We start from the raw sequence: 26,211 nt of genomic DNA on the forward strand, positions 1-26,211 counted from the left end.
TGGAGGACTATTAAGATTTTTTTATTTTCTAATGCGAATGACTTGTCCTTTGTTTGCTTGTAACATACTATTGGTTTCTACTTTTATCAATGAAAACTGAGAACCGCCTCCCGTGTATATGTATGGAAGCTGGGTTACTTTTGGATCAACTAAAAAAATGGCTTTAAACCCAAATGACGGAACTCCTCCTGCAGGAAATCCAGTATGAGCTAATATTTCATCCTCTGTTGCGAGACGAGGGCGTTCAATATTCAGAGCTTTTCCAACTCGTGTTGTGCTCACCCGGTCTTCACCTTTCACAATGGCTAAAATGAGCTGTTCTTTATTATCTAAAAGACAAATGTTTTTTACGAAATCATGCTGGGATACATTTATGGCTATAGCAGCATCTTGAACAGAATGACAAGATTCCTTTAAAACCAGATGAATGGCACCTATATTATTCTCGGCTATAAAACTATTAATTGCATAATGATAATTTTCCACTCGTATCTCCCCTTTTACTGACGAGGTAACGCTGAAATCACGGCACCGACTGCCTGGATCCAACTTCCTGCAAAAATTATAGATTCACTATAGCTTTTATCTTCATTCGGATGGTCAAGTTCAAATTTCCCACCTAATGCCTGTAATGAGTTTCCAGCTACTTGAAGTAAATTTGAAATAATAGTTATCCCTTGATTTGATGGTGAATCGCCTAGTTCGTTATCGAATTCAACACCTAGAACAATTCCGGCTCCAAATGCTTGTAGTAAATTCCCTTTAATATTCAAGACTTGAGAAGTATCGTCCTCTAATGGTAAGACCATACCTGCGATTACCGTCGTATTTCCAATGGCTTGGACTTCATTTCCGATCCTCTTGAGGGTAAACGGGATTTGTCCATCAGCAATTAAACCATTTCCAGTAGCTTGCAGAACATTTCCTATTAAATCGAGATCTTCCTGAAACTGATCGCTCAAGACCGGAATCGGTGTGTTGGCAATCGCTGATATGACTGTTCCAATCGCCTGTATAACACCGCCAATTTGTTGTTTTTGCTGATTATCCATTCGGCAACCGTCCATTTAATGAGATGTTTTAATGTATTCGTGGACGAGAGGAAACGTTATTTTCGCTGAGGTGCTAAATTTAACTGCTTCCATATTTCAGCTAAATCATCACCGATGTCATTGATGACTTCATTCGTTTTAAAGTAATTATTGTGAGAGAGTGGTGTAGAACTGCTTATAAATCCGCCGCTGTTTAATTCTTTATCAACGGCAATTGCTCGATCATAAGAGTCATTGATCGTTTTTAGAGGATAACCGAACACGTCATCTTTATCGTACATATTTACCCATTTCCCTTGAATCTCAGGGTGATGATTCTTTAAATGTGGCGATGGAACTTGTATGGGCTTATCGAAATCTGTATACCTGAGACCCCATAACGCCAGTGGACTTCCTAATGTATAAAAGCTGGTTAGAGTCTCACCTTTTTCTAAAGGAGTCTTATGCATATTTCGCACGACATCTTCAGATATTCGTTCAGAAATGAATTGTAGATCATAAAAATAATTACTCGAAATCACGGTACCTAAACTATGTGCAATGACAAAGAGTGGTGCATCTTCACCAGCCACTTCACTTAATTTTCGAAGTCCCCTAGCATATATCTCATGTACTTTAATATAGTTCGGGTTGTGATCGACTACAGGCTGGTAGGCGATGGCATCACCAAAAAAGTGGATGACAAACTGTCTTAACTGCTTGAAATCTAAATTGTCTTCTTTATTAAGTCTTTGCCACAAGTGTGATTCCCTTTCATTAAAGACACTTCCCCAGTAAATGGGTTGGATGATCAATTCTTCTTCAGGAGTTGCATAAAACGGTTTGATCTGTTGAGAGAATCTTTTGGTAAGCACTTCAATAAACAAATCCGAAAAATCTTCGTTTTGATTACCGATTCCATGAAGAATAGCTACTGCGATTTTTTTAGACATGATGTATCACATCCTTATTTAAAAGTGTTTTTACGCAACAAAAGAATATGTTCCTAACTTAATATCAATACTAATGTTAGATTGTGAGGGATTGATCATGAAAGTTAACAAAATCCATGTGGTTCTATTAATCATCGTTTCCTTCTTTTTTCTGTGGTCACTTATTAAACCTGTACATTATCCAATATGGATACTAGAAGTCGCTCCATCTGTTATCGCTATACTCTTCGTTTTTTTCCTTTATAAAAAGCTAAGGTTCACTTCTCTTACATACAGCATCATTGCTTTATTATCGATATTGACATTCATAGGTGGACATTATACCTATGATGACGTTCCCTTTTTCGATTGGCTGCAGCAGCACTATGACTTTAATCGCAATCACTATGATCGCTTCGGCCACTTTATGAAAGGTTTGTTGGCGATTGTTATACGCGAGATCCTGCTTATAAAAACACCTTTGCACATTGGAAAATGGGTCCAATGTGTTGCAATTAGTATTACGTTGGCAATCGCCGCTCTCTATGAGATTGTTGAATGGATCGCGGGCAAGATAGCAAAACGTGAAACAAAAGACTTTTTAGGTGCTCAAGGAGATATTTGGGATGCTCAATGGGACATGTCACTTACGCTACTCGGTTCATTTCTCGCATTGTTATTGCTCACTTCATGGCATAACAAGTTGTTTCAAAAAGAAAAAAGTTAATTTTATTGTTTTATTAGTATTAGATCAATTTGATATAAACCCTTCTATTGTTTTCCCTTTTTTCGTCATAAACAAAACTGAGGTGAAAAAATGCAAAAAGTAAGCTCGGTCGTTTGTACATTTATTGCGGGATTTCTGTTGTTCTTTGCATGGTCTGGTTATTTAAAGGATGAATTTAATATAAGTGAGTATCGAGGTATCATCGTTAAAAAGGAAAGAACTGATAAAGTAATAAGCATTGGAGATTCATTCGTAACAGAACCACATTACATGGTATTCTTTGAGAACGGTAAGAATCTTCGTGTATCAAATGCTATATATATGAAGATAAAAGAAGGCACTCATACCGTGCTGATGAAACAAAATGATAACATCACCTTAATGAAATAAAGAGACTGAAGGGATATAGTTTCAGTCTCTTAAATCAGATAAATATCTCACATCGGTATTTGGTAGGAATGGATAGTGGGTAGAAAGAAGATATGCGAGTCCTAACAGAACAAGAAAATAGCATAAGAATAATAGATCATTTCTAGAAAAGCCGACCTCATAATAATAGGTCCTCTTTCTGTTCGATTGAAATCGTTTTGCTTCCATTGAAACGGCTATGCGATAAGCTCTGCGAATGCTTTGTGATAATAAAGGAATCGCGAGCCTCTGCATTCTTTTAAGAAAGTGATTCTTTTGTTCAATTCCTCTAACTCTTTGAGCATTCATAATGATTTGGTATTCCTCAATCATGATAGGAATTAATCGAATGGCTGCCATGAAACTATAAGCAAACTTGGGTGGCAGTTTAAGTTGTTGCATGAGAGAATAAAACAGCATAACTGGTTTGGTAGTTAAAGCAAATATCAATCCAAGCATCGCAAATGATAAAGCTCTAAATCCTAAGTGAATGCCTCTTATCAAACTCTCCTCTGATATTTGAACATATGCCCATTTAAACAGGATTGTTTCTCCCTTTCCAAATAGTATCATGGAAGAAGAAGTTGAAAGAAAAACAAACAAGAAGGGCAGGGATAGTAATAGTAATTGCTTATAAGAATATCCTGTACCAAATATAAACAATGTTAAGATCACACATGAAAAACCAACCATAAAACTAAGATAATGAATGTTGATGGCTAATACGAACAGACTCAACAACGTTAATAGTTTTAGAGAAGGATTTATGCTGTGTAACCAAGTGTACTTCCCACTAAATAATGAATTCATGCAGAATCTCCCTCTGTACTTTACCGCCTTTATTAAGTTGATGATCAGTTACAATTTTACCGTTCTGTACCTCCCATAACCGTGTTGCAAAACGTTCTGTGATATGATGATCATGTGTGACCATGAGAATGATTGTTCCTTTTTGACGCTCTTGTTCGATCCATTCCAAAATCCTAAACGTGTTTAAAGAGTCCTGACCAAAAGTTGGTTCATCAAGAAGTAATATATTTGGTTTTTGTAAAAAAGCAGTGGCCACACTTAGACGTCTCTTCTGACCAACAGATAATTGGTAAGGATGTTGACCCTTTTTGCTTGTCAACTCGAGAGAAGTGAGTATCTCTTTTACATCGGATTCAACTTCTTGCTCGTTTTGTAATCCATAGGTTATTTCATCGTAAACAGAATTTGTTAGAAATTGATATTCAGGGTTCTGAAATACGAGGTAAAGAAGTCCAGAGATGTCTTTCGTTTTTTGAATAGGTACATCATTGATTAAATAGTCTCCAGATGTTTTTATGAGCTGCATCATAGCTAGTAATAATGAACTCTTTCCTGCTCCGTTTTCACCCATTATTGTCACCCATTCTCCTGAATGGACCACTAAGTGATCTGCCACGATCTTAACTTCTCTGTTTCGATACCCTTTGAAATTCTGTAATTTCATGGTGTTTGAAAGTTCTTTCTTGTTATTCATGATTGGTTCTCGTTTATAATCATCCCATGCACCAGGGTACCAAATTCCATACTCTTTGATCTTTTCCTTATAATGAGTAAAGACCATTGAAGTGTTGCCATCAGCAAGGATTTCTCCATCTGGTGTAAATACAATAAGACGAACAGCGAAATCCAGGATTTTCTCAATTTTATGTTCAACAATGATTAACGTCTTATCTTTCCATATTCTTTTTACCGTTTCCCAAATTTGTTCGGTACCCTTTTCATCAATAAAAGCAGTTGGTTCATCTAAAAATATTACATCTGGTTTCAGTGCTAATACAGATGCAATAGCTAATCGCTGCTTCATTCCACCTGATAGATGTTGAATCGGTGTATGAATGTTCTCAAGTTCAAGCCCAACCTCTTTTAATAAAGAACAAATCTTGCTTGACATCTCTTCTCGAGGCACTTCCAAGTTCTCAAGAACAAATGCTAATTCTTCATCAACATATGGCATACAGAACTGAGTATCAGGATCTTGAAATACAAATCCCCATTGATCAGGGATTTGTATTTCATCACATTTCATGGGAATATCAATTGTTCGTGGTACTAGTCCAGAAAGAACTTGCAACAGTGTAGATTTGCCACATCCTGAGGTGCCAAGAAGAAGCACTTTCTCACCACGATTAATAGACAAACTCATATCTTTAAACAGCATTTCTGATTCGCCCGGAAACTTTAATCTCAGATTCTTCACAGAAGTTATGCTTGTCATCCAACCACCTCAGTTATTGATCTAATGCTTCATGATCCTTTTTTGACGAAGATCGTACTAAATTCGTCACTCCTGTAGCCTCTAAAGCTTTTGCGATAGAAACGGCAAAAAATCCTGTAAACAAGATAGAACCGATCATTCTAAATACGATTAATAAAGTTAGATTCCATGTTGAAAGATCACCGATATATCCTTTGTAAAAGTCCATGATTAAAGATCCTGTACATGAACTCAGCGCAGCGAGTGAGATGACGAAAAGGTCAAATCGTTTATAACGAAATGCGAATAGGATAAATTCTGCAAACAATCCTTGAATGAGTCCGTATAATAACACTTCAAGTCCAAATTCAGAACCCATTAAAAATTCTCCTGAAGAAGCAGCAATTTCAGCCAATAGAGCAACACCAGGCTTTCGAATGATTAGGAACGCAACTGTTGCCGCCATGAACCACATCCCATATATCAACTGATCGATGTGAAGGCCAAACGGTTTAACTGCATAATATAGAGGTCCCCAAATCTTATATAAAATGCCAAATGCGATTGAAATTACGATCGTTACAAGGATATCGGTTAACTTTAACCCTTTTTGCATGCTACCCTTCACTTCCAATCGGTGTTGTGGTCAGGCTGAATGGAATCGGCCACTTTTCCAACGTATAAGCCATTTCCCAGAAGGAATACTCATACTGACAACTGATTAAGAAATGTTGAATCATTTTGTTTTTTTCATGTTCACTTGCTTTTTCAGCCAATTGGTTCAATCGATCAATCTGTTCTTGTACAAGTTCTGAGAACCATTCTCCTCCATAGGCAGCAATCCACTCTTGATAGATAGGCTCTTGTGGTGAAGCCCCTTTGAACGTTTCACCAATCTCCTGATAGATCCAATAACATGGCAGGATGGCTGCGATGATTTCTCCTAAACTTCCAGACTCTGCTACACGATAAAGGTGAGATGTATAATGATAAGCGGTCGGTGCAGGTTCAAAATTATCTAGTTCTTCTTCTGTCACCCCAAGCTGTTTCATAAATGTCTCATGAAGTCCTAACTCCGCATCATTCGTACCTTGTGCATGCGCGGCCATCCTAGAAGTCGTATATAAATCCTCTGCTCTTGCCGCACCCATCGCTTGTATTCTTGCAAAATGAGATAGGTAATACGAATCTTGTAAAACATAGTACCTAAAGCGTTCTAAAGACAGGTCACCATCTGTAATTCCCTTCACAAATGGATGTTGAAGGTTCGCTTCCCAAATGGAAGCCGCTCTTTCTCGCAAGATATCAGTAAATGTGTTCATATGAATCCTCCTTGTTTTATCCAACAAAAAAACCACTCTCAGCTAAGAAAGTGGTTGTATATGGAGAATTCAACACAGGAATAAAGACTCCGCAACACCACTTCCCTACGCTGGTATAATCCAGATCAGGTTCTAAGAGTCTCAAAGTCACACTTTGATCTCAGCCTTATAAAAGGCACCCCTAGTGGTTAGTTTTTATGTAGTTGGTTTATGTCTTAAATGATAGCAGTCTCGTTTAGATTGTCAACTGTTTTTAAAAAACCCAACCTTTGTATAGCAAAGTAAAGGGCAAAGCCGTAGTAGGCTTTACCCTTTAAGGCCTTCATTTACTTACTCATCGTTTCTGTTAATACAGGTACGATTTGTTTTTTACGAGAAACAACACCTTTAAGGACGGCTGTATTGTTTTCTAATTTAACGTTATAAGCTTCTTCAACAGATTGTGATCTCTTACCAAGAGCTAACGCTGTCGAGTCATTTGTTAAAATATCTGTTACAACAAACATGAATAAGTCTAGACCTCTGTCAGAAATCACTTTAGTAATCGCTGATTCTAATTCCTCTTGATGCTTTAATACATCGCTGGCATCAACCGTATTCACTTGAGCAACTTCAATTTTGCTTTCACCGATGTTAAATTCTTTTGCATCCAGTGAGATTAACTCTTCAACAGATTTATCACTTAGGTCTGCTCCTGCTTTTAGCATTTCTAAACCGTACTTTTCCGCATCTACTCCTGCAATTTCAGCAAGTTCGCGTGCTGCAGCAACATCTTCTTCTGTGCAAGTAGGTGATTTGAACAACAAAGAGTCAGAAATAATCGCAGAAAGCATAAGTCCTGCAATATTTTTCTCTACTTGAATACCGTTCTCTTTGTACATCTTGTTCAAGATTGTAGCTGTACAGCCAACAGGCTCTGCACGATAGTATAATGGATCGCTTGTTTCAAAATTCGCGATGCGATGATGATCGATTACTTCTAATACTCTTACTTTTTCAATATCATTTGCACTTTGTTGACGTTCATTATGGTCAACTAAGATTACTGCGTTTGCTTCAGCAGAGACATGTTCTACAAGTCGAGGAAGCTCAGCATTGAAATGATCTAATGCATATTGTGTTTCACCGTTAATTTCACCTAGGCGAATAGCTTCTACATTTTGTCCTAATTTAGATTTCAAGTCAGCATAAACGAGTGCTGATGTAATCGTGTCAGTATCTGGATTTTTGTGTCCAAAAATAAGTACTTTTTCCATGCGTCTACTCCTTATAAATGAAAAATTGTGTTTTGCCTAAGCCTTATTTTATCATAGATAAAAAGCTTATGGCTTTTGGAGTTTATTGTAGCATGGAAAAAAGTATTAAGGCAAAACCGTACTGCCCATCAACGATAGATCAACTTGACGTGCACAATCACGACCTTCTTGAATTGCCCAAACGATTAAACTTTGACCTCGTCTAGAGTCACCTGCTGCAAACACTCCATCTACATTTGTTCTATAGTCACCATGTTTAGCATTGACTTTATTATTATTAATTTCTACACCAAATTCTTTTAAGACTGGAAGTTCAGCACCTTCAAAACCGATCGCAACAAAAACAAGATCTGCCGGCCAAACCTTCTCTGATCCTGGAATTTCTTCAAAAACCATATTTCCAGCATCGTCTGACGTACGTTTCATTTGAATCGTATGAAGTTCTTTTAATCGACCATTATGATCTGATACGATTTTTTTCGTTTGTACAGAGTACTCTCTTGGATCATGTCCGTATTGAGCAGTCGCTTCTTCATAGGCATAATCCATTGTAAAAATATTCGGTTGCTCAGGCCACATGTTTGCATCACTGCGTACATCAGGAAGTTTAGGGTGTTTGCCAAATTGAACGATACTCTTACACTTTTGCCTTAGAGCTGTTGCCACACAATCAGCACCCGTGTCTCCACCACCTATTACGATGACATTCTTACCTTCTGCATCAATAAATGGTTCAGAAACTTCAATATTCAATAGTCTTTTTGTTGCCTGAGTTAGATAGTTCATAGCAAAATGAACACCTTCAGCTTCTCTTCCAGGAAGAGTCAAATCTCTTTGTTTCTGTGCTCCTGTACACAGAATGATTGAATCAAATTGATTTTTTAGTTCTTCAGAAGTAATATCTTTTCCTACCTCTGTGTTAAGGATAAAATCAATGCCCTCTTGCCTTAATAACTTGATTCTTCTTTCCACTACATCCTTATCTAACTTCATGTTAGGAATTCCATACGTTAACAATCCGCCAGCTTTGTCTGCTCTTTCATAAACTGTAACAGAATGACCAGCTTGGTTCAGCTGATCTGCTGCTGCAAGCCCGGCTGGTCCTGACCCAACGATTGCGACCTTTTTTCCTGTTCTTTTATTTGGAATTCTAGGTTGAATCCAACCGTTCTCAAAACCTTTATCAATGATTGCTTTTTCAATGTTCTTTATCGTAACAGCAGGACCAGCTAACTCAACTGTACATGAACCTTCACAAGGAGCCGGACAAACTCTACCAGTAAATTCAGGAAAATTATTTGTTTTTAATAGACGATCTAAAGCTTCTTTCCATTTCCCTCTATAAACAAGGTCATTCCACTCTGGAATGAGGTTACCAATGGGACAGCCAGCTGCAGCCCCATTAATCTCAATACCGATATGACAAAAAGGTGTTCCACAATCCATACATCTAGCGCCTTGTCTTTTTAACATATCTTCAGGTTGTTTTTTCGTATATTCTTTCCAATCTTTAAGACGTTGGAGAGGCTTTCTCTCTATCGTTTCTTCTCTTGGGTATTCCAAAAATCCGGTTGGTTTGCCCATTTAAATCTCTCCTCTCATCTCAATTTATTTCAGAATTAATTTTGTTGGTCCAGGTCTACCACTTGCTTTCGCTGAGCTTGATCCAGCTTCAAAAGCATTCATGATCGCTTCATCTTCTGTATAACCCGCTTTTTTCTCTTCTTCTATTTTCTTAATCATTTCTTTATAGTCATGTGGGATGACTTTCACAAAATGCGACTGTTCTAATTTCCAATTTTGCAGAATAGCAGAGGCTTTTTTACTTTGAGTGTATGAAAAATGATTGATGATCATCTGCTTAACCGTTTCTGTTTCTTCAGAATCCATTAATCTCTCAAACTCAATACCTTCTTTGTTGCATAACTGTTTTAGTAAAAGTGGCTGATGCGTGTAGATGTAGGCGATTCCTCCACTCATACCTGCTCCAAAGTTCTTTCCAACATCACCTAAGACAACTACACGGCCACCTGTCATATATTCACAGCCATGATCTCCGATTCCTTCAACAACGATGTTGGCTCCACTATTTCTAACTGCAAATCTTTCTCCAGCTAATCCATTAATGTATGCTTCACCACTTGTTGCTCCATAAAAAGCAACGTTTCCTAAGATGACATTGTCATCAGCCAAATATTCTGCTGATTTAGGAGGTGCAACAATTAATTTCCCGCCAGATAAGCCTTTTCCAAAATAGTCATTGCTGTCTCCGTTCAGATAAAGCGTCATGCCACGTGGCACGAATGCTCCAAAACTTTGACCAGCAGATCCAGAAAAGTTAAGTGTTACAGTATCTTCTGCAAGACCTTCTTCCCCAAATCGTTTTGTTATTTCACTACCTGCAATCGTACCTGCTACACGATTCGTGTTCTTGATCGGTAAGTTGAGTGAAACAGATTTCTTCGTTTCTAATGCTGTCTGGAGCTCCGGTAGTATTTCATTCATATCAAGGGATTGATCGATCTTATGATTTTGAGAGATCTGTTTCGTGCGATTACCTTCTGCTTGATATAGCAGTTTTGATAAGTCGAGATGCTTCGCTTTCCAGTGTTTTCTCGCACGATCTCCCACCGTTAATACGTCAGTACGCCCGACCATTTCCTCCATCGTACGGAAGCCTAGTTCAGCCATAATCTCACGAATTTCTTCAGCCACAAATCTCATATAGTTTACAACGTGATCAGGATCACCCATATATTTCTTTCTTAATTCAGGATTCTGTGTCGCTACACCAACAGGACAGGTATCAAGATGACAAGCTCGCATCATGACGCATCCTAATACAACGAGTGGAGCTGTAGCAAATCCATATTCCTCAGCACCTAACAATGCAGCAAGCACAACATCTTTTCCTGTCATCAGCTTTCCGTCTGTCTCAAGTGTTACACGTTCACGAAGTCCATTAAGCATCAACGTTTGGTGTGTTTCAGCAAGTCCTAACTCCCATGGAAGACCAGTATGCTTGATACTTGTTTTTGGAGAAGCTCCTGTACCTCCGTCATAACCACTGATTACGATTACATCAGCTGCGCCTTTTGCAACACCTGCCGCAATCGTTCCAACACCAGATTTCGCCACAAGCTTAACGCTAATTCTTGCTTCACGGTTTGCGTTCTTCAGATCATGAATAAGTTGGGCCATATCTTCAATTGAGTAAATATCATGATGCGGTGGAGGGGAAATCAATCCTACCCCAGGAGTTGATCCACGGACATCTGCTACCCAAGGATAAACCTTATTGCCAGGCAACTGGCCGCCTTCACCTGGTTTAGCTCCTTGTGCCATCTTAATCTGCAGTTCATCTGCGTTTACAAGATAGTGGCTTTTTACACCGAATCTACCTGAAGCAACTTGTTTAATGCTGCTTCTACGGTTATTGCCAAGTTCATCAGGGATAAAACGGGCTGGATCTTCTCCGCCTTCACCACTATTGCTTTTTCCGCCTAGACGGTTCATTGCGATAGCAAGAGATTCATGTGCCTCTTGACTGAGAGAACCGAAAGACATCGCACCAGTTTTGAAGCGCTTTACAATCTCTTCAACAGGTTCAACTTCATGGAGTGGTATAGACGTTGTTTCAGGCGCAAACGAGAATAAGTTTCTTAAAAAAGTTGTTCTCTCGTCATCAGCCAGTTTTGAGAACGTTTTAAACAGTGAATAATCATTCTTGCGACAAGCCCATTGAAGGGTGTGAATCGTTTTTGGATTAAAAGCATGGTGTTCACCATTATTTCTCCATTGAAAATCACTTCCAGAATCCAAAGTATCATCGATGTTCTCTTTAAAGCCTTGTTGATGTCTTAGAGTAGCCTCTTTTTCGATCTCAGCTAAGGTGATTCCATCAATTTGAGAAGAAGTAGCTGGGAAATAACGATCGATCACTTCTTTTCCGATTCCGACTGCTTCAAAGATTTGAGCACCTCGATAACTCTGAACCGTTGAAATACCCATTTTTGACATCACTTTAACGATGCCATCTGTTATTCCTTGTTTATAGGTTTTGATGGTCTCAGATAAAGAAAGATTGATGTGTTCATCTTGGATCGCTTCTTCAAAGGTTTTATAAGTTAAATACGGATAGATAGCATCTGCGCCGTATCCAATGAGCGCTGCAAAATGATGAACTTCTCTAACTTCACCTGATTCTACGATCAAACTTACTTTTGTCCGGAGTCCTTCTTTTACAAGATGATGATGCAGAGAACTTACAGCAACTAAGACAGGAATAGGAATAGAAGATCTATTCATTTCTCTGTCAGACAAAACTAATAAAGTTGCTCCATCTTGAATCGCTTCTTCCGCATATTTAAATAGAGATTGCAACCCGAGTTCCAAATCTTCCGAAAATAAAGTCTGTAGAACTGCTGTTTTAAATTCATAAATCATGTTGTCTGTGATTTGATTAAACTCATTCGATGTTAACACAGGAGAGTTCAATTGAATTCTCTTCGCATTCTGTGGTCCAGGATGCAGAAGATTTCCTTCAGCTCCGAGCAGCGTCATCGTAGAAGTAACAATCTTCTCGCGAATAGCATCAATCGGAGGATTCGTAACTTGGGCAAATAGCTGCTTAAAATAATTAAATAGGGATTGCGGGTTATCAGATAGAACCGCTAAAGGTGTATCGTTCCCCATTGACCCGAGTGGATCTTTTCCTTCTGTAATGACAGGAATCAAATATTTATGAATATCTTCATACGTATAGCCGAATGCTCTTTGTTTACTTCTTACATTTTCAATAATAATTTCAGGCTCTTCGCCATTTTCATCTAAGTGATGCAGTCCATTCGTCAGCCATAATTCGTATGGTTCTTTACTCGCCATTTCTGTTTTGATCTCATTGTCTGTAATGATTCTGCCTTCTTCTAAATCAATCAAAAGCATTCTTCCTGGACTTAACCGCTCTTTATATAGAACATTCTCTTCTTCAACTTCAATAACTCCTACCTCAGAAGAGAAGATAATATAATCATCCTTCGTTACATAATATCGCGCCGGACGAAGGCCGTTTCGATCGAGTATCGCTCCAATTTGCTTTCCGTCTGTGAAAGAGATAGCAGTCGGCCCATCCCATGGCTCCATCAGACAACTATGATACTCGTAAAATGCTTTTCTCTCTTCTTCAAGATGAGGATTCTCACTCCATGGTTCTGGAATAAGCATCATAGCTGTATGGGAAGGCTTTCTCCCTGCCAGTACAAAAAATTCAAAGGCTTGATCAAGGATAGAAGAATCGCTGCCATCGGCATCAAGAATAGGAAGCAGTTTTCCAATATCATCTCCGAATGCTTCAGAAACAAATTGCTTCTCACGTGCCTTCATCCAGTTCATGTTTCCTTGTAAAGTATTGATTTCTCCATTATGAATGATGTATCGGTTTGGATGCGCTCGTTCCCACGTTGGAAACGTATTTGTGCTAAAACGGGAATGCACTAAAGCGAAAGGAGACACGAAATCAGTATCTTGCAGATCATAATAGAAGGCATCCACCTGTTCTGGTGTTAACAGACCTTTGTATACGATCGTTTGTGATGATAGACTAGAAAAATACGTTTGAAGTCCTTGTTCTCTTGCCCAGTGCTCTGCTTGTTTTCTGATTACAAATAGTTTCCTTTCAAAAGCTAGATTCTCTGAAATCATATCGTTGCAAGCAATAAAAACTTGTTTAATTAAAGGACAAGTTTCTTGAGCCTTTTTCCCGATTGTTGTTACGTTGACGGGTACCGTTCTCCAGCCTAATAATTGTTGTCCTTCTCGACTAATAAATTGATTGATTTGATTCTCTAATCTCTGTTGAGCTGCTGGATCATTGGGAAAGAAGATCATTCCTACCCCGTAACGTCCTTTTTCAGGCAGTTCAAAATCTGTAACTTTTTTAAAGAAATCATGCGGTATCTTTGTCATTAAGCCGGCTCCATCTCCCGTTAAAGGATCACTTCCTTGTCCTCCCCGGTGGTCAAGCTGACATAGCATATGAAGGCCTTTTTCAACAATCTCATGGGTAGCATGCCCTTTCAAATGAGCATATAGACCAATGCCACAAGCGTCATGTTCGTTCTTTGGATTATATAAACCTTGTGGTTCTGGAAATTGACTAAAGGTCATTTTGAACTCCCCCTTAAGTTTATCAACTGAAATATTCGAAACTTTCTTTCATTTAGTTTAGGTTTTATAATTAATCGAAACAATATATAATTTAGATTAAAACGATCTCAAATTGAGAATGATTGGTTGTGACAAGGCATGGAATTCAGACAATTACAATATTTTATTGAAGTTGCAGAACGAGAACATGTTTCGGAAGCAGCAATTGCTTTGCATGTTGCACAATCTGCAGTCAGTCGTCAGGTTGCAAACTTAGAAGCTGAACTTGGTGTAGAGTTGTTTGAAAGAGAAGGTCGTAATATTAAGCTTTCTCCTGTTGGTAAGCTGTTCTTGATACACGCAAAAACAGCTATGAAAGCAATCGAACATGCAAAAAAACAGATTGATGAATATTTAGATCCTGAAAGAGGAACGATCAAGATTGGATTTCCTACAAGTCTTGCAGGACATCTTCTGCCAACTGTTGTATCAGCTTTTAAACGTGAACATCCGAATATAGCCTTTCATTTAAGACAAGGTTCTTATCGATTTCTTACAGAAAGCGTTAAGAGTGGAGATATTGATCTAGCATTTTTAGGACCTGTCCCTACAAATGACCCTGATTTAGAAGGACATATCCTTTTTACTGAAAAAATTTCTGCACTATTACCTGAACAGCATCATTTAGCAGAAAAAAGAAGTTTATTATTAAGTGATTTACGAAATGATGAATTCGTGCTATTTCCGGATGGGTATATTTTACGAGATGTAGTTGTAAATGCTTGTAAAGAATCAGGCTTCGTTCCTAAGATTGCATGTGAAGGTGAAGATCTAGATGCGATAAAAGGGCTAGTAACAGCTAGTATGGGTGTTACCCTTTTACCCGATAGTTCCTTTTATGAAACGAAGCCACGTTACACAGTAAAAATACCGATCGAGATACCAGATGTTAAACGTACAGTGGGAATCATAACCCCACGCAGTCGTGAACTAGCACCTGCCGAACAAGTTTTCTTTGAATTTGTGATTAAGTTCTTCTCTGTTTTAGAGCAATATCAGTAATTGACTGTTACTTAAAGATGTTGAATGATGAAACAGAAAAAGCTTGGCAATTTTTTGCCAAGCTTTTTTATCTTAGTCAATTACGTTTAACTAGCAACATGAGATTGGCTGTTTTCTTTTCTGATGTTCCGAATATTGATGCGAATAAGCAGGGAGATAGCAAGGGCCAGAACAAACGCACCTGTAAAGATATACAGCGTTAAAGAATAACTGTTCGTGGATTCACGTATCCAAGAGACAACTAATGGACCTACTAGTCCAGCTGCGGCCCAAGCGGTCAAAATATACCCATGAATCGCTCCAAGTTGCTTCGTTCCGAACAAGTCTCCTATATATGCAGGTATGGAAGCAAAACCTCCGCCATAACAAGTAAGAATTAAATATACAAGCAACTGAAAGAAAAAGGCGTTCGTAACATTTGGTAAAAGAACGAATGCCACCGTTTGTATCGCGAAAAACGTAGTATAAACGTTGGGGCGACCGATATAATCTGAAATCGACGCCCAGCCGATTCTTCCAAAACCGTTAAACAATCCCATGATCCCAACCATCGTAGCAGCTGAAGCGGCACTGAGATTTGCAATATCTTGTGCCATGGGAGACGCCACAGAAATAATGGCGATCCCGCATGTAACATTTATAAATAACATCGCCCATAAAGCCCAAAAACGAATTGTTTTTACTGCTTCATTTGCCGTTAATTGCGCAAGATCTTTTGTTTGGCCATCTTTATTCTTACTTTCTTCTTTCATTCCTTCTGGCTTCCAATTCTTTGGAGGTGGCGTTAAATATAAAGAAGAAAGTAACATAATGGTAAAATAAACAGCACTTAGTACGTAAAACGTATTTGAAATACCTATACCTGTGATCAGCCTCGCGATTACAGGGCTAGCAATAAGGGATGCAAAACCAAACCCCATAATAGCAAGACCTGTGGCTAATCCTCTTCGATCAGGAAACCATTTTACAAGTGAAGAGACAGGTGTGATATAGCCAATACCCAGTCCGATCCCTCCTAAAGCACCATAAAAAAAGTAAAGCAGATAAATAGAGCCTAATTGATCAGCAAAGCCTGAACCTAGCAACCCTGCACCAAAACAAAATGATGCTATGATGCCTGATTTACGAGGTCCATATCGTTCAACAAAATGCCCCATAAAAGCAGCGGATAAACCTAGAAACAGGATTGCGATACTGAACGTTAAAGAGATTTCACTTAGTCCCCAATCGTGTTCTTCCCGGAGCGGATTTGTGAATACACTCCATGAATAGACAGATCCGATCGAAATGTGAATACCTACAGCAGCTGCAGCAATCAACCATCGGTTTTTTACCTTTTTAGCCATCCGGAATACTCCTCTACACTTTTATTCTAAGGTTTTCTCCTTACTCTGATTTACACGTTTTTGAGGTGAGTTCCCTGTTGTCTTTTCAATATGTTCTGTTTCTTGGCCCATGCCTTTTAAGAACTGCATGAGAATGGTCACAGCTTTATTAATTTCAGGATCTTTTAGTGAACGAACTAAATCAAAGTAACTCGTCTTCTCTTCCGTATCTTTGTATTCAGCCACTCGTGCGATGCCTGCATCTATTTTTAGAAGAAAAGGTTCAAGTTGCTTTACATTAATCATTCCTAGAGTACCTAAGAGCAATAGAAGATTTTTTAATGTATTTGTGTTCTCAGGCTTGTCCATCGCTTTGACCGCAATATCCATTACTTTATCTCCTTGCCCGAACAATCCATTTAATAGAGGCAAAATTCCTTTATCGTGCATATGGTTCATGATCTCAAGTGTTTGAAGAATCGCAGTCTTGTTCTCAATTAGAGCATCTTCGACTTCTCGGAGGTCATTAGAACGTTTCTCTTCTGCTGTTATCGTTTGTTTTTGAACGTTTTTAATCGCCTTAGCCATGTTGATTTCGCTCCTTTTTCACAGCATCTCCTGGGAAAATATAATCCTTTCTTGCCCATTTCTTCTCTACGTTAACTCCGATTTGTGGTTGTGGATTTCCGTACCTGAAATTTGTTTTTGGCAACGGATTCACACCCTCTTCCAACAAGATCTCAAGTTTAGCACTTGTCTCTTTGTAGGCAGGTGTATCTGTATCTTTATCTGAATAACTGCTCGTAAGTAGATTGATAGCCGCTTCTCCGCTATCGTTCATAGGCAGATATACTTCTTTGCCTTTTACACGATCCGTTATTAAACAATGAACTTTTACATTTCCGTAAGGCGATGATAATCTTACTTGTGTTCCATCTTTAATTCCTCGTTCTTTTGCTAGTTCAGGAGAGATTTCAAGAAAAGTGTTAGGCGTCTTAGATGTAATCCCCTCAGATTGATACGTCATGTTCCCTTCATGAAAATGTTCTAAAAGTCTTCCGTTGTTAACGTGAATATCGTATTCTTCTCCGAACTCAACAGGCTCTGTCCAGTTTACTGGAAATAGTCGCGCTTTCTTATCTTCAAAAGGAAATCCTTCTTTAAAAAGTATTGGAGTATCCGTTCCGTCTTCAGCCACTGGCCACTGCAGGCTTTTGTACCCTTCTAATCTTTCATAGGATACTCCCGCAAATAATGGCGCTAGTTGTGCAGCTTCTTCCATAATGTCACTCGGATGTTTATAATCCCATCCAGCTCCAAGCCGATTTGCAATATCACGGATAATCTCCCAATCTGGTTTAGAATCTCCGAGTGGCTCCAGCACCTGATACAATCTTTGGATTCTTCTCTCCGTGTTTGTAAAAGTACCTTCTTTTTCGAGACTTGGACTTGCTGGTAAGACAACGTCAGCAAACTGAGCCGTTCGTGTAAGGAATAGATCTTGAACAACAAAAAAGTCTAGTTTCTCATAAGCTGCGTGAACATGGTTTATGTTTGAGTCAACGATTCCCATGTCTTCGCCTTTTAAATACATACCTTTTACATGACCATCATGAATACCTTGAACCATTTCATGATTGTTAAGACCAGGTTCTTCTGGAATCTTTACACCCCACGCTTTTTCATACTTCTCTCTAACCTTTCTATCGGCAACTTTCTCATATGAAGGTAAGCGATCTGGCATGCTACCAAAGTCACTCGCTCCTTGAACATTGTTATGTCCACGTAACGGGTAAGAACCTACTCCTTCTCGTCCATAGTTTCCTGTCACTAAGAGTAGATTGGATATAGCCGTGCTCGTATCACTTCCGCCCATATGTTGAGTGACTCCCATTGCCCAAAGAACACAAACACTTTTTGATTCTGAAATGGTTTTTGCTAACTGGATAAGGATATCTCCAGAAAGTCCTGTTACTTTTTCTGCATATTCTAATGTGAATTTTTCAAGGTTCTCTCTAAAATCATCTAATCCATTCACATGCTTTTGCAAAAAATCATGATCAGCTAATCCTTCATCCAAAATATACTTCGTAACGGCAGAGAGCCACACGAGATCCGAACCAGCACGTGGCTGAATGAATAGATCGGCACGTTCAGCCATCTCATGTTTTCTAAGATCAGCGACGATTAGTTTTTGGCTGTGTAATTTATGTGACCGCTTAACACGTGTTGCTAAGACGGGATGAGATTCTGATGTGTTTGAGCCGATTACGATAACCAGCTCTGATTTTTCAATATCTTTTATAGATCCTGAATCACCACCGTGTCCTACCGTTCGAAATAATCCCATCGTGGCTGGAGTTTGACAATAACGCGAACAATTATCAATATTATTTGTTCCGATAACACCACGTGCTAATTTTTGCATCAGATAGGATTCTTCATTCGTGCACTTAGATGAGCTGATAAACGTAAGTGCTTGAGCACCATCCTTATCTTTTATCTCTGTAAATTTAGAAGCGATTAGGTTGTATGCTTCGTCCCAAGAGGCTTCCCTAAACACATCACCTTCACGGATTAAAGGTTTTGTTAATCGTTCTTCACTGTTAACAAAATCCCAACCGAACTTACCTTTAATACATGTTGAAATGCCGTTTGCAGGTGCTTCGATCTGCGGATCTACTTTTAAGATTTCTCTGCCTTTTGTCCAGACATCAAAGCTACATCCTACGCCGCAGTAAGTGCAAACGGTTTTTGTTTTCTTTATTCTTTGTTCTCTCATCGCAGCTTCCATATCTGAAATAGCGAGTATAGACCCATAACCTGTCTCAACACCTTTTGTGATCTCAATCATCGGACGAAGTGTTTCGCGATTGATACCCGTCATATAACCTGTTTCACCCTCCATACCTTTTTCCATCATGGCGTTACAAGGGCAAACAGTAGAACAGTGACCACACGATACACATGATGATTCATTGATTGGAACGTCTTTGTCCCAAATCACTCTTGGCTTTTCTCGTTCCCAATCTATTGTGAGTGTCTCTGTTACTTGGACATCTTGGCATGCTTCAACACATCGCCCACACAATATGCATTGATCAGGATCGTATCTGTAAAATGGGTTTGAGTTATCTACTTCATATGGCTTATGTTCAAAAGGAATGCTTTGGTGGTTGATCTTCATTTCTTTTACCGTGTTATGTACTTCACAACCGCCATTGTTATAATCACAAACCGTACAATATAACTCATGATTAAAAAGGATTCGATCCATTCCGATCACTTGAGCTTCTCTTACCTCATCAGAATTTGTATCAATGTCATCTCCGTTATTAAGTGTCGTGGAACACGCTCTAACAAATTCACCATTCACTTTAACGATACATGTATCACAGGTTTCAATCGGTCCTAGGCTCGGATGATAACAAACATGAGGGACTTGATCTGGAGAGCCATCTAGCAGATTTAATACGGTTTCTCCACTACTAGCACTCGTTTTTGTTCCGTTTATTTTAATCGTTAAATCTTTCAAATGACCTTCACCCTTTCTTGAAATAAACATACAAAACATTCTGACATCTCAAACATCCGTTTCCCTAATCGTTATTTCCTTAAACAAATGCAAATTATTCATTCCTTGGCAGATAAAGAGACACTCTTAATGAGTGCCTCATTTGCCTCTTTGTTTAATCATCTAAATCAATCTCAATAAGATCATAAGAAGTAAAAATGCCTAATGGTTTTTCGTTCTCACTTCCATTTAAAGTGATGATGATTGCCTCAAGCTTTTTCCCTTCCTTATGGATGCTTTCAAAGATCTCTTCTGCTTTAAAGATACTTGAAGTTTTAGAAATAAAAGCAACCAGCTGTTTTTGTTCATTGCCTGCAATATCTGATATTCTTGCGTTGTTAAGATCGATTACTTGATCGGCAAGCCGGTCTGTCAACCAATTCAATAAGTATGTAGCCGTTAAAAGCCATAGGTACTCTCCTTTGTCATTATAAATTGGAAAACGTGAATACGATGTTTTTCGAATACAGCTTAAAACATTTTCCAACCGGTCACTTTCTTTAAAATGATGAACTTTTTTTGTTGCAATGTTCAGCGCTGTTTCAGGTTTCATAAAATAACCCGCTATTTTTTCTATTCTCTCTACGATCTCTAAATGTGGTTCAGCAATGTAAAAATCATGATCAACTTTCTCATGGACTATAGCATTTCTAAGCTTTGCGAACTGACCCAGCTCATTATAAAAAGATCGGATAAGAGAATGCTTTTTCATTCCTGTTTCCACCAGGTTTTTAAACCGATCATCTTTCGTATCTTTGACTTTGTCGATTAAACATTTGTGTATCTGGTTAAAGGCGATCTCAAAGCGTTCTGAAAGACTGTTTTCTTTATTGGATTTTATATGAGTGACGTTCATGGATCGATCTCTCCTTCTATCTCGCTATACCATTTTACTACCCAATTTTCCAACAACTTCAAACTAAAATTTCTTGTCAATATGTAAAGTTTTGGAGAGTGCTCATGCTAACATTTTGTTAATCCTTTAAAGAACTTATAGAAAATAAAAACGAACCCAGAATGGATTCGTTTGTTTATATTATTCACTTTCAGGAAAACGAGGTAACGGATCGTTAAGTTTATCCCAATCTTCGTTATCCATTTCAGAGTCAGTTAATAAGCATCGATCTAATTGTTCTAACAACTGTTCTTTGTTGTAATCAATTCCGATAAACACTAGTTCAGTAATTCGATCACCATATTCTTCATCCCAGTTTGGATTCTGACTCTTTTCCTCTTCTATGATTTCCTCTTGTTCTTCTTTCGGCAGAGCTGCCACCCATTGACCAGCTGGCTGGAAGATAATACTCGTTCCTGCTTGACTTAACAAGATTGCCCAATCGTTTCGTGAGGCTACCTAAATAAATCCTTTTGCTCGAACAATTTCAGCTGGCCAATTCTCTAAAAAGGTAAAAAGTCTTGCAGGGTGAAAAGGTCTTTTCTTTCTGTATACAAAAGAAGAGATCCCATACTCATCTGTTTCTGGAATATGTTCTGTTTCAAGCTCTTTCATCCATCCCGCAGATTCACTTGCCTTCTCAAAATCGAAAAGACCTGTAGATAGAATGTCTTTGGGATCTACTTTACCGAATTCTGTTTCAATCAGTTTTGCTTGTGGTTGTAATTTTTTCAATACTCTTCTGAGTTCTTCTCGGTCCTCTTTCTCCAATAAATCACACTTATTTAAAACTAAAACATCACAAAATTCTATCTGATCAATGATCAGGTCTACTACTTCTCTCGTATCGGTCTCATCTAATGCTGCTTTTCGATCTAATAAACTCTCTCCAGAAGCAAAATCGTTCCAGAATCGATTTCCATCAACTACAGTTACCATCGTATCCAATTTGCATAAAGAAGCAAGATCAACACCTGAATCTTCATCTAGATAAGTGAAGGTTTGTGCAACTGGAATCGGCTCGCTTATGCCCGTTGATTCTATGAGAATATAATCAATATCACCGTTTTTTACGATTCTTTCTACTTCTATCAGTAGATCCTCTCTTAGGGTGCAGCAAATACAGCCATTTGTCATTTCAACGAGCTTTTCTTCTGTTCTAGATAACTGCGTCTCATTTTTTATTAATGCAGCATCAATATTGATCTCACTCATGTCATTAACGATTACAGCAACCTTTAAACCGTCTCGATTTGATAAGACATGATTCATCAATGTGGTTTTACCTGCTCCTAAAAATCCGCTCAACACGGTTACTGGTACTCGTTTTGTCAATGTATGAAGCATGTATAAAAACTCCTTTTAAATCGTAATCATTACGATTAATATCGTAAATCAGGTTACAGCACAAGTCAAGGCTTACTTGCCAAAGTCTTATTTTTCTCATGTTATGGATAAACGAGCACAAAAAAAAGACGTGTTTTCATTTCAATACACGTCTTCTACTTAAAAATCGTTCCATTCAATTTTTCCGCATTTATTTTCTGGATCAAGTTCAATTGCAAAATTATGCTTTTCATAAAAATGAATGAGTCGATCTACATGTCCCCAATCTCTTTTTGCAATATCGCCTTTTATCGTTGGGATATTTTTATCCGATGCTGTCTCTTTCAAATAATGCATACAGATTGAGCCGTATCCTTTATTAGCAGGCCCTTTAATATCACCAATATGAAGGGTGTTTTCATCTTCATAGACGGCATCAATTGAAAAATCCCATCCATCATACCTAGATTCACAATCATTGATCATAATTTTACATTGATCCAGTTGTTCAGATTTATAGACGATCACAAGGTTATCGTCCTTTGTTTGATCCACTCCGATCACATCATAACTTTTAGCAATTTGCTTCATATCGTTCTGCATACGCAATAATTGAAACTCGAGTTCGTTGCGATCGAGTGTTATTTCTTTATCTTGTTCTTGTCCAAGCAATAGCATTTAATCTAATCTCTCCCCTACAACAAGCTGAAACACACAGTTTCTCATTGTACAAGAGGTTAATAGATATTTCAAATGTATTTTATTACCACTTCGGCTCGATTAGATAAAATTCTGTTTGTCTGCCTGTAAAAAACTGCATTTTACCTTCTCTCAAACAAACCGTCTCCTCTAGATAGATCGGAACAGCTTTGTTCCATTCTGGTATGAAATGTCTAATGTTAAATTCTAGTGCATAGCATGTGTTATTCTCAATCCTTAGCTCTCCCCGAACAGGAATATACTCTTGTTTATCATACAGTCCGATAATCGGTCCTGCTCCATGACAATGATAGCCGATCGGATGTGAATAAAGCATAGCATCGATATGATTTAGTTTTGCTTTTTTTAGTACACTTAAAAAAACTTCATTACCCGTCATTCCAACTTTACTTTCTTCAAAGAAAAAATCTTCAAATTTGTTCGCCTCACTTAATGCGTTTATTAGCCCTGCAGGAGGTTCTTTTTCGTTATCTCTAAGAACATAAGCTAATTGTTGTGTATCTGTACAAAGACCTAGATATTCAATGCCAAAATCTAGATGTAGAATATCGCCTGGAAGTATAACGTCTTCCAATCTGTCTGAAGATCCATCCTTTCTTTGAATATCTACAGTAGGATAGAAGGATGTTTTCAAGCCTAAGTCTCTAACGTGTTGTCTGATCCTCCCAACTATATCCTGTGTTGAGGTTACATGAGGTTTGATTCGTTCGTTCGTAAACGTTTGTTTCACAATCTCTTTTGTTATGCCTTCTAATATTTTATACCAATTAAGTTCAGATTCTGTCCTTGTTTGAAGCCAGTCAACCGCAATGGATTCAGATGACATCAATTTTTCTGCATGTCTCTTCTCTAAGACTTTCAGTAATTCCACATAATTTGAGTGGCTTAATCCATCACAAAAAGCATAATGCAATGAAGTATTAACGGCTATTGATTCAGGGTCGTATTTATCAACCAACCGTTTTAAACCAGTAAAAGAGTCTTCACTATCTCGCAGTGGAAAGCATGAGTAAAAAGGTTCGAAGTTTTTGTTTGAAGAGATAACAAACCGTTTAATTTCGTCAGAATGGATATCCTTAACAAATGCAAAAATGGTTAGTCTTCTCGAACTATCGATCGCAGCCGGAAAGAAAGTCTCTCCAAGTGGATCTTCCTTGTATTCTTTGCCGATCGTCAACCACATGTCTACGTTATGTTTCTTCATTAATAAAGGCAATAATTGCTGCAGTCTTTCAAAAAGCAACTGATCCATAATCTTTTCTTGTTCTGTTAATGATAGAATTTGAATGGCATTTTGTTCTGTATGTAATGTCACAATAATCTCTCCTTGTTCTGCTATAAGCTTATCTTCTCCTTTCAATGTTTAAAGTCCTTCGAGGTCTTGTTTCATTTTTTTTGCATATGAATAAAAGGACAACGTGTACAAGGAGATGCACTCATCGTATGAATATATTTTTCAGAGGAGTATTGTTGCTTGCTGCTGCTGCTTTAGTCGGCGAAAGTTTAGAATTTATTGTGAACATGGTTTTAGCTAGAGAATTAGGTGAACTAGGACTCGGTCATTATATGTCGATCTTTCCGACAGTCATTTTAATCATCATTATCGCGAGTTTGGAATTGCCGATCTCCATCTCAAAGTTCGTTGCAGAAAAAGAAGAAAAGCAACACTATAGCATGTTAAAACATGCCACAAAAATGACAATTTTATTGACTGTAGTAATGATTGTATTTGCATTAATAATCTTGCCTTTCATACCTGTTTTCAATAGTTATCATCCTTTAGTGCGATGGCTTATGGTCTTATTGATCCCTTTAATTTCTCTAACATCGATTGCTCGAGGGTTTTTTATGGGCAAACAGCAGATGGGTAAGCTGGCGTTCTCAAATTTATTTCGAAAACTAGCTCAGCTCATCTTATTAACGGGTATCTATCAGATGTTTTCTTTTGATAATGAAACGGCAATCCTTATAGCTTTAGCCACATTTGTAGGTAGCGAACTTATCGTTTTTGTTTATTTATTCACAGCCTATTTGATTCAATACAAAAGAATGCAATCACACAATAATGAACACCTCTCTTCCAATGAAGTAACTAGAAGCCTTATGGCCGTAACGATTCCAACCACGGGCCTGCGACTATTTCATGCAGTTACGAATGCGATACAGCCCTTTTTAATTAAGTATGCGTTATCGCTTGCAGGCTTTTCTGGAGTTGCAGCAACGGCAGAGTTTGGTTTATTGGCAGGAGTAGCAATATCAATCGGTTTCTTCCCTGCGTTTATTGCTCACTCTCTTTTGGTCGTCTTGATTCCTACTGTCTCAGAAGCTACGGCTAAAAAAGACGTAGAAAAATTGAAAAGCCTTTTAATTCGTGTAATGGGCATAACTGCATTATATGGGTTTCCAGCCGTCGCTATCTTCTTAATGTTCTCAGAAAAACTTACCTTAATGTTCTTCCATTCACAATCCGCAGCCACGTATTTAGAACTTTTGTGGCCGAGTTTTTTATTTACTTTTTTCTTGATACCTCTCCAAGCATATTTAATCGGTTTGGGTTTAATTACAACAGCATTGGTTCAATCAATTTGGTCAACTACTTTATCATTTGTTCTAATGTACATGTTAGGATCTCAACCATCATTAGGAATGCATGGCATCATCATTGGAATGAACGCAGGTTCCGTGCTCTTAATGCTTCTTCATTATTTCTCAGTATGTAAAGCGATCGGTTTCAACACATGGTTGAGTGCAAGAAATAACTATCAAGATTAAAAAAAGCGCAAAAGCAGGATATATTTCCCCGCTCAAGCGCTTTTTTGTAATCTACACGTTAGTTGAAGTCGTTTGCGTTAAGAAAGCCTGAACGCCGTACTTTGTATGTTCCTGCTTCTTGAATGCCCATTGCGAAGGGATTCGTGAACGAAGAAAATCAAGCTGCTCATCTGAGAGGTTCATTTCCATTCCAGATTCACTCAATAAAAAATCTTCGTTTTCTTTTAGCTTATACTTGGTCTGCATTAAGTTCAACAATCCCCTGATCGTAATAAACTTGAACGTGTAGCCCATTGTAATCGCAGAAACAACCATTTCCCAGTTCTGTTCTGCAAAATCGAAAAAGTAAGCCCAGCTCGACTCTTCTTTACCCACATGCTGAAGTGCTTCGTAATTTCTAGATTTAACAACTTCTAACAACCGTTCTCCAGAAACACCGCCTGCTATAGCAGATTCCAACAATAAGCCGACAGGCATCGATAACTTAACCATT

General features: G+C 38.2%; 21 protein-coding genes, 1 pseudogene and 1 riboswitch. Of the genes and pseudogenes, 4 read left to right on the forward strand and 18 right to left on the reverse strand.

Going from position 1 to position 26,211, the window contains the following annotated elements; translation table 11 throughout:
- Positions 1-21: 21 nt before the first annotated feature.
- From H9648_RS08265 to H9648_RS08275, 3 genes are read right to left on the reverse strand one after another with little or no spacing between them, the layout of a single operon-like run.
- Positions 22-486: an aminoacyl-tRNA deacylase gene (locus H9648_RS08265; protein ID WP_191753426.1), complete on the reverse strand. Its 465-nt coding sequence runs from the start codon at positions 484-486 to the stop codon at positions 22-24.
- A gap of 14 nt (positions 487-500) precedes the next feature.
- On the reverse strand, positions 501-1,052 hold the full coding sequence (locus H9648_RS08270; RefSeq protein ID WP_191753427.1) for a DUF6944 family repetitive protein: 552 nt from the start codon (positions 1,050-1,052) through the stop codon (positions 501-503).
- Between the two features lie 56 nt (positions 1,053-1,108).
- A complete protein-coding gene (locus H9648_RS08275; protein WP_191753428.1) occupies positions 1,109-1,984 on the reverse strand; it encodes a chemotaxis protein in 876 nt (291 codons plus the stop codon).
- 97 nt (positions 1,985-2,081) lie between these two features.
- Here H9648_RS08275 and H9648_RS08280 point away from each other — a divergent pair, with 97 nt between their 5' ends.
- Together H9648_RS08280 and H9648_RS08285 are read left to right on the forward strand one after the other, a co-directional pair.
- On the forward strand, positions 2,082-2,690 hold the full coding sequence (locus H9648_RS08280) for a DUF2238 domain-containing protein (protein ID WP_225218806.1): 609 nt from the start codon (positions 2,082-2,084) through the stop codon (positions 2,688-2,690).
- Positions 2,691-2,780: 90 nt separating this feature from the next.
- A complete protein-coding gene (locus H9648_RS08285; RefSeq protein ID WP_191753430.1) occupies positions 2,781-3,080 on the forward strand; it encodes a hypothetical protein in 300 nt (99 codons plus the stop codon).
- Between the two features lie 21 nt (positions 3,081-3,101).
- On the opposite strand, the gene H9648_RS08290 is transcribed toward H9648_RS08285, so the two are convergent.
- The 7 genes from H9648_RS08290 to gltB all read right to left on the reverse strand — a co-directional run bounded on the left by H9648_RS08290 (position 3,102) and on the right by gltB (position 14,065).
- On the reverse strand, positions 3,102-3,908 hold the full coding sequence (locus H9648_RS08290; protein ID WP_191753431.1) for an energy-coupling factor transporter transmembrane component T family protein: 807 nt from the start codon (positions 3,906-3,908) through the stop codon (positions 3,102-3,104).
- A complete protein-coding gene (locus tag H9648_RS08295; protein WP_191753432.1) occupies positions 3,892-5,343 on the reverse strand; it encodes an ABC transporter ATP-binding protein in 1,452 nt (483 codons plus the stop codon). Before H9648_RS08295 ends, H9648_RS08290 begins: the two co-directional genes overlap by 17 nt.
- Before the next feature lie 13 nt (positions 5,344-5,356).
- On the reverse strand, positions 5,357-5,938 hold the full coding sequence (locus H9648_RS08300; RefSeq protein ID WP_191753433.1) for an ECF transporter S component: 582 nt from the start codon (positions 5,936-5,938) through the stop codon (positions 5,357-5,359).
- A gap of 1 nt (position 5,939) precedes the next feature.
- A complete protein-coding gene (tenA, locus tag H9648_RS08305; RefSeq protein ID WP_191753434.1) occupies positions 5,940-6,644 on the reverse strand; it encodes a thiaminase II in 705 nt (234 codons plus the stop codon).
- Between the two features lie 85 nt (positions 6,645-6,729).
- Positions 6,730-6,837: riboswitch (TPP riboswitch) on the reverse strand.
- Positions 6,838-6,970: 133 nt separating this feature from the next.
- Complete coding sequence (locus H9648_RS08310) at positions 6,971-7,900, reverse strand: manganese-dependent inorganic pyrophosphatase (RefSeq protein ID WP_191753435.1); 930 nt, start codon at positions 7,898-7,900, stop codon at positions 6,971-6,973.
- A 105-nt stretch (positions 7,901-8,005) separates the two neighbouring features.
- On the reverse strand, positions 8,006-9,484 hold the full coding sequence (locus H9648_RS08315; RefSeq protein ID WP_191753436.1) for a glutamate synthase subunit beta: 1,479 nt from the start codon (positions 9,482-9,484) through the stop codon (positions 8,006-8,008).
- A 24-nt stretch (positions 9,485-9,508) separates the two neighbouring features.
- On the reverse strand, positions 9,509-14,065 hold the full coding sequence (gltB, locus tag H9648_RS08320; protein ID WP_191753437.1) for a glutamate synthase large subunit: 4,557 nt from the start codon (positions 14,063-14,065) through the stop codon (positions 9,509-9,511).
- Between the two features lie 138 nt (positions 14,066-14,203).
- Between gltB and gltC the strand changes: the two genes are divergently transcribed.
- Positions 14,204-15,106: a glutamate biosynthesis transcriptional regulator GltC gene (gene gltC / locus H9648_RS08325; RefSeq protein ID WP_191753438.1), complete on the forward strand. Its 903-nt coding sequence runs from the start codon at positions 14,204-14,206 to the stop codon at positions 15,104-15,106.
- An 86-nt stretch (positions 15,107-15,192) separates the two neighbouring features.
- Here gltC and H9648_RS08330 read toward each other — a convergent pair whose 3' ends face one another.
- From H9648_RS08330 to H9648_RS20990, 7 genes and pseudogenes are all read right to left on the reverse strand, one after another.
- Positions 15,193-16,452 carry an L-lactate MFS transporter gene (locus H9648_RS08330; protein ID WP_191753439.1) on the reverse strand — a complete coding sequence of 420 codons (1,260 nt, stop codon included), beginning with the start codon at positions 16,450-16,452 and terminating at the stop codon, positions 15,193-15,195.
- 21 nt (positions 16,453-16,473) lie between these two features.
- The gene (locus H9648_RS08335) at positions 16,474-17,019 is read right to left on the reverse strand and encodes a helical membrane plugin domain-containing protein (RefSeq protein WP_191753440.1); all 546 of its coding nucleotides are present in this window, start codon (positions 17,017-17,019) and stop codon (positions 16,474-16,476) included.
- Positions 17,012-19,996, reverse strand: a complete 2,985-nt coding sequence (fdhF, locus tag H9648_RS08340; RefSeq protein ID WP_191753441.1) for a formate dehydrogenase subunit alpha — start codon at positions 19,994-19,996, stop codon at positions 17,012-17,014. The genes H9648_RS08335 and fdhF overlap by 8 nt, the downstream gene beginning before the upstream one ends.
- Positions 19,997-20,120: 124 nt before the next feature.
- Positions 20,121-20,861 carry a CBS domain-containing protein gene (locus tag H9648_RS08345; RefSeq protein ID WP_191753442.1) on the reverse strand — a complete coding sequence of 247 codons (741 nt, stop codon included), beginning with the start codon at positions 20,859-20,861 and terminating at the stop codon, positions 20,121-20,123.
- Positions 20,862-21,041: 180 nt separating this feature from the next.
- Positions 21,042-22,247, reverse strand: a pseudogene (locus H9648_RS08350) (GTP-binding protein).
- Positions 22,248-22,406: 159 nt separating this feature from the next.
- Positions 22,407-22,904 carry a hypothetical protein gene (locus H9648_RS08355; RefSeq protein WP_191753443.1) on the reverse strand — a complete coding sequence of 166 codons (498 nt, stop codon included), beginning with the start codon at positions 22,902-22,904 and terminating at the stop codon, positions 22,407-22,409.
- Positions 22,905-22,989: 85 nt separating this feature from the next.
- Entirely contained in the window at positions 22,990-24,261 is a 1,272-nt protein-coding gene (locus H9648_RS20990) for a M24 family metallopeptidase (protein ID WP_191753444.1), read from the reverse strand.
- Between the two features lie 128 nt (positions 24,262-24,389).
- Between H9648_RS20990 and H9648_RS08365 the strand changes: the two genes are divergently transcribed.
- Positions 24,390-25,718, forward strand: coding sequence for an oligosaccharide flippase family protein (locus H9648_RS08365; RefSeq protein WP_191753445.1), 1,329 nt, complete (start codon positions 24,390-24,392; stop codon positions 25,716-25,718).
- Between the two features lie 51 nt (positions 25,719-25,769).
- On the opposite strand, the gene H9648_RS08370 is transcribed toward H9648_RS08365, so the two are convergent.
- A complete protein-coding gene (locus H9648_RS08370) occupies positions 25,770-26,210 on the reverse strand; it encodes a hypothetical protein (RefSeq protein ID WP_191753446.1) in 441 nt (146 codons plus the stop codon).
- Position 26,211: the final 1 nt, after the last annotated feature.

It is taken from the genome of Fictibacillus norfolkensis, from assembly GCF_014836645.1.
In the GTDB taxonomy this organism is placed as follows: domain Bacteria; phylum Bacillota; class Bacilli; order Bacillales; family Fictibacillaceae; genus Fictibacillus; species Fictibacillus norfolkensis.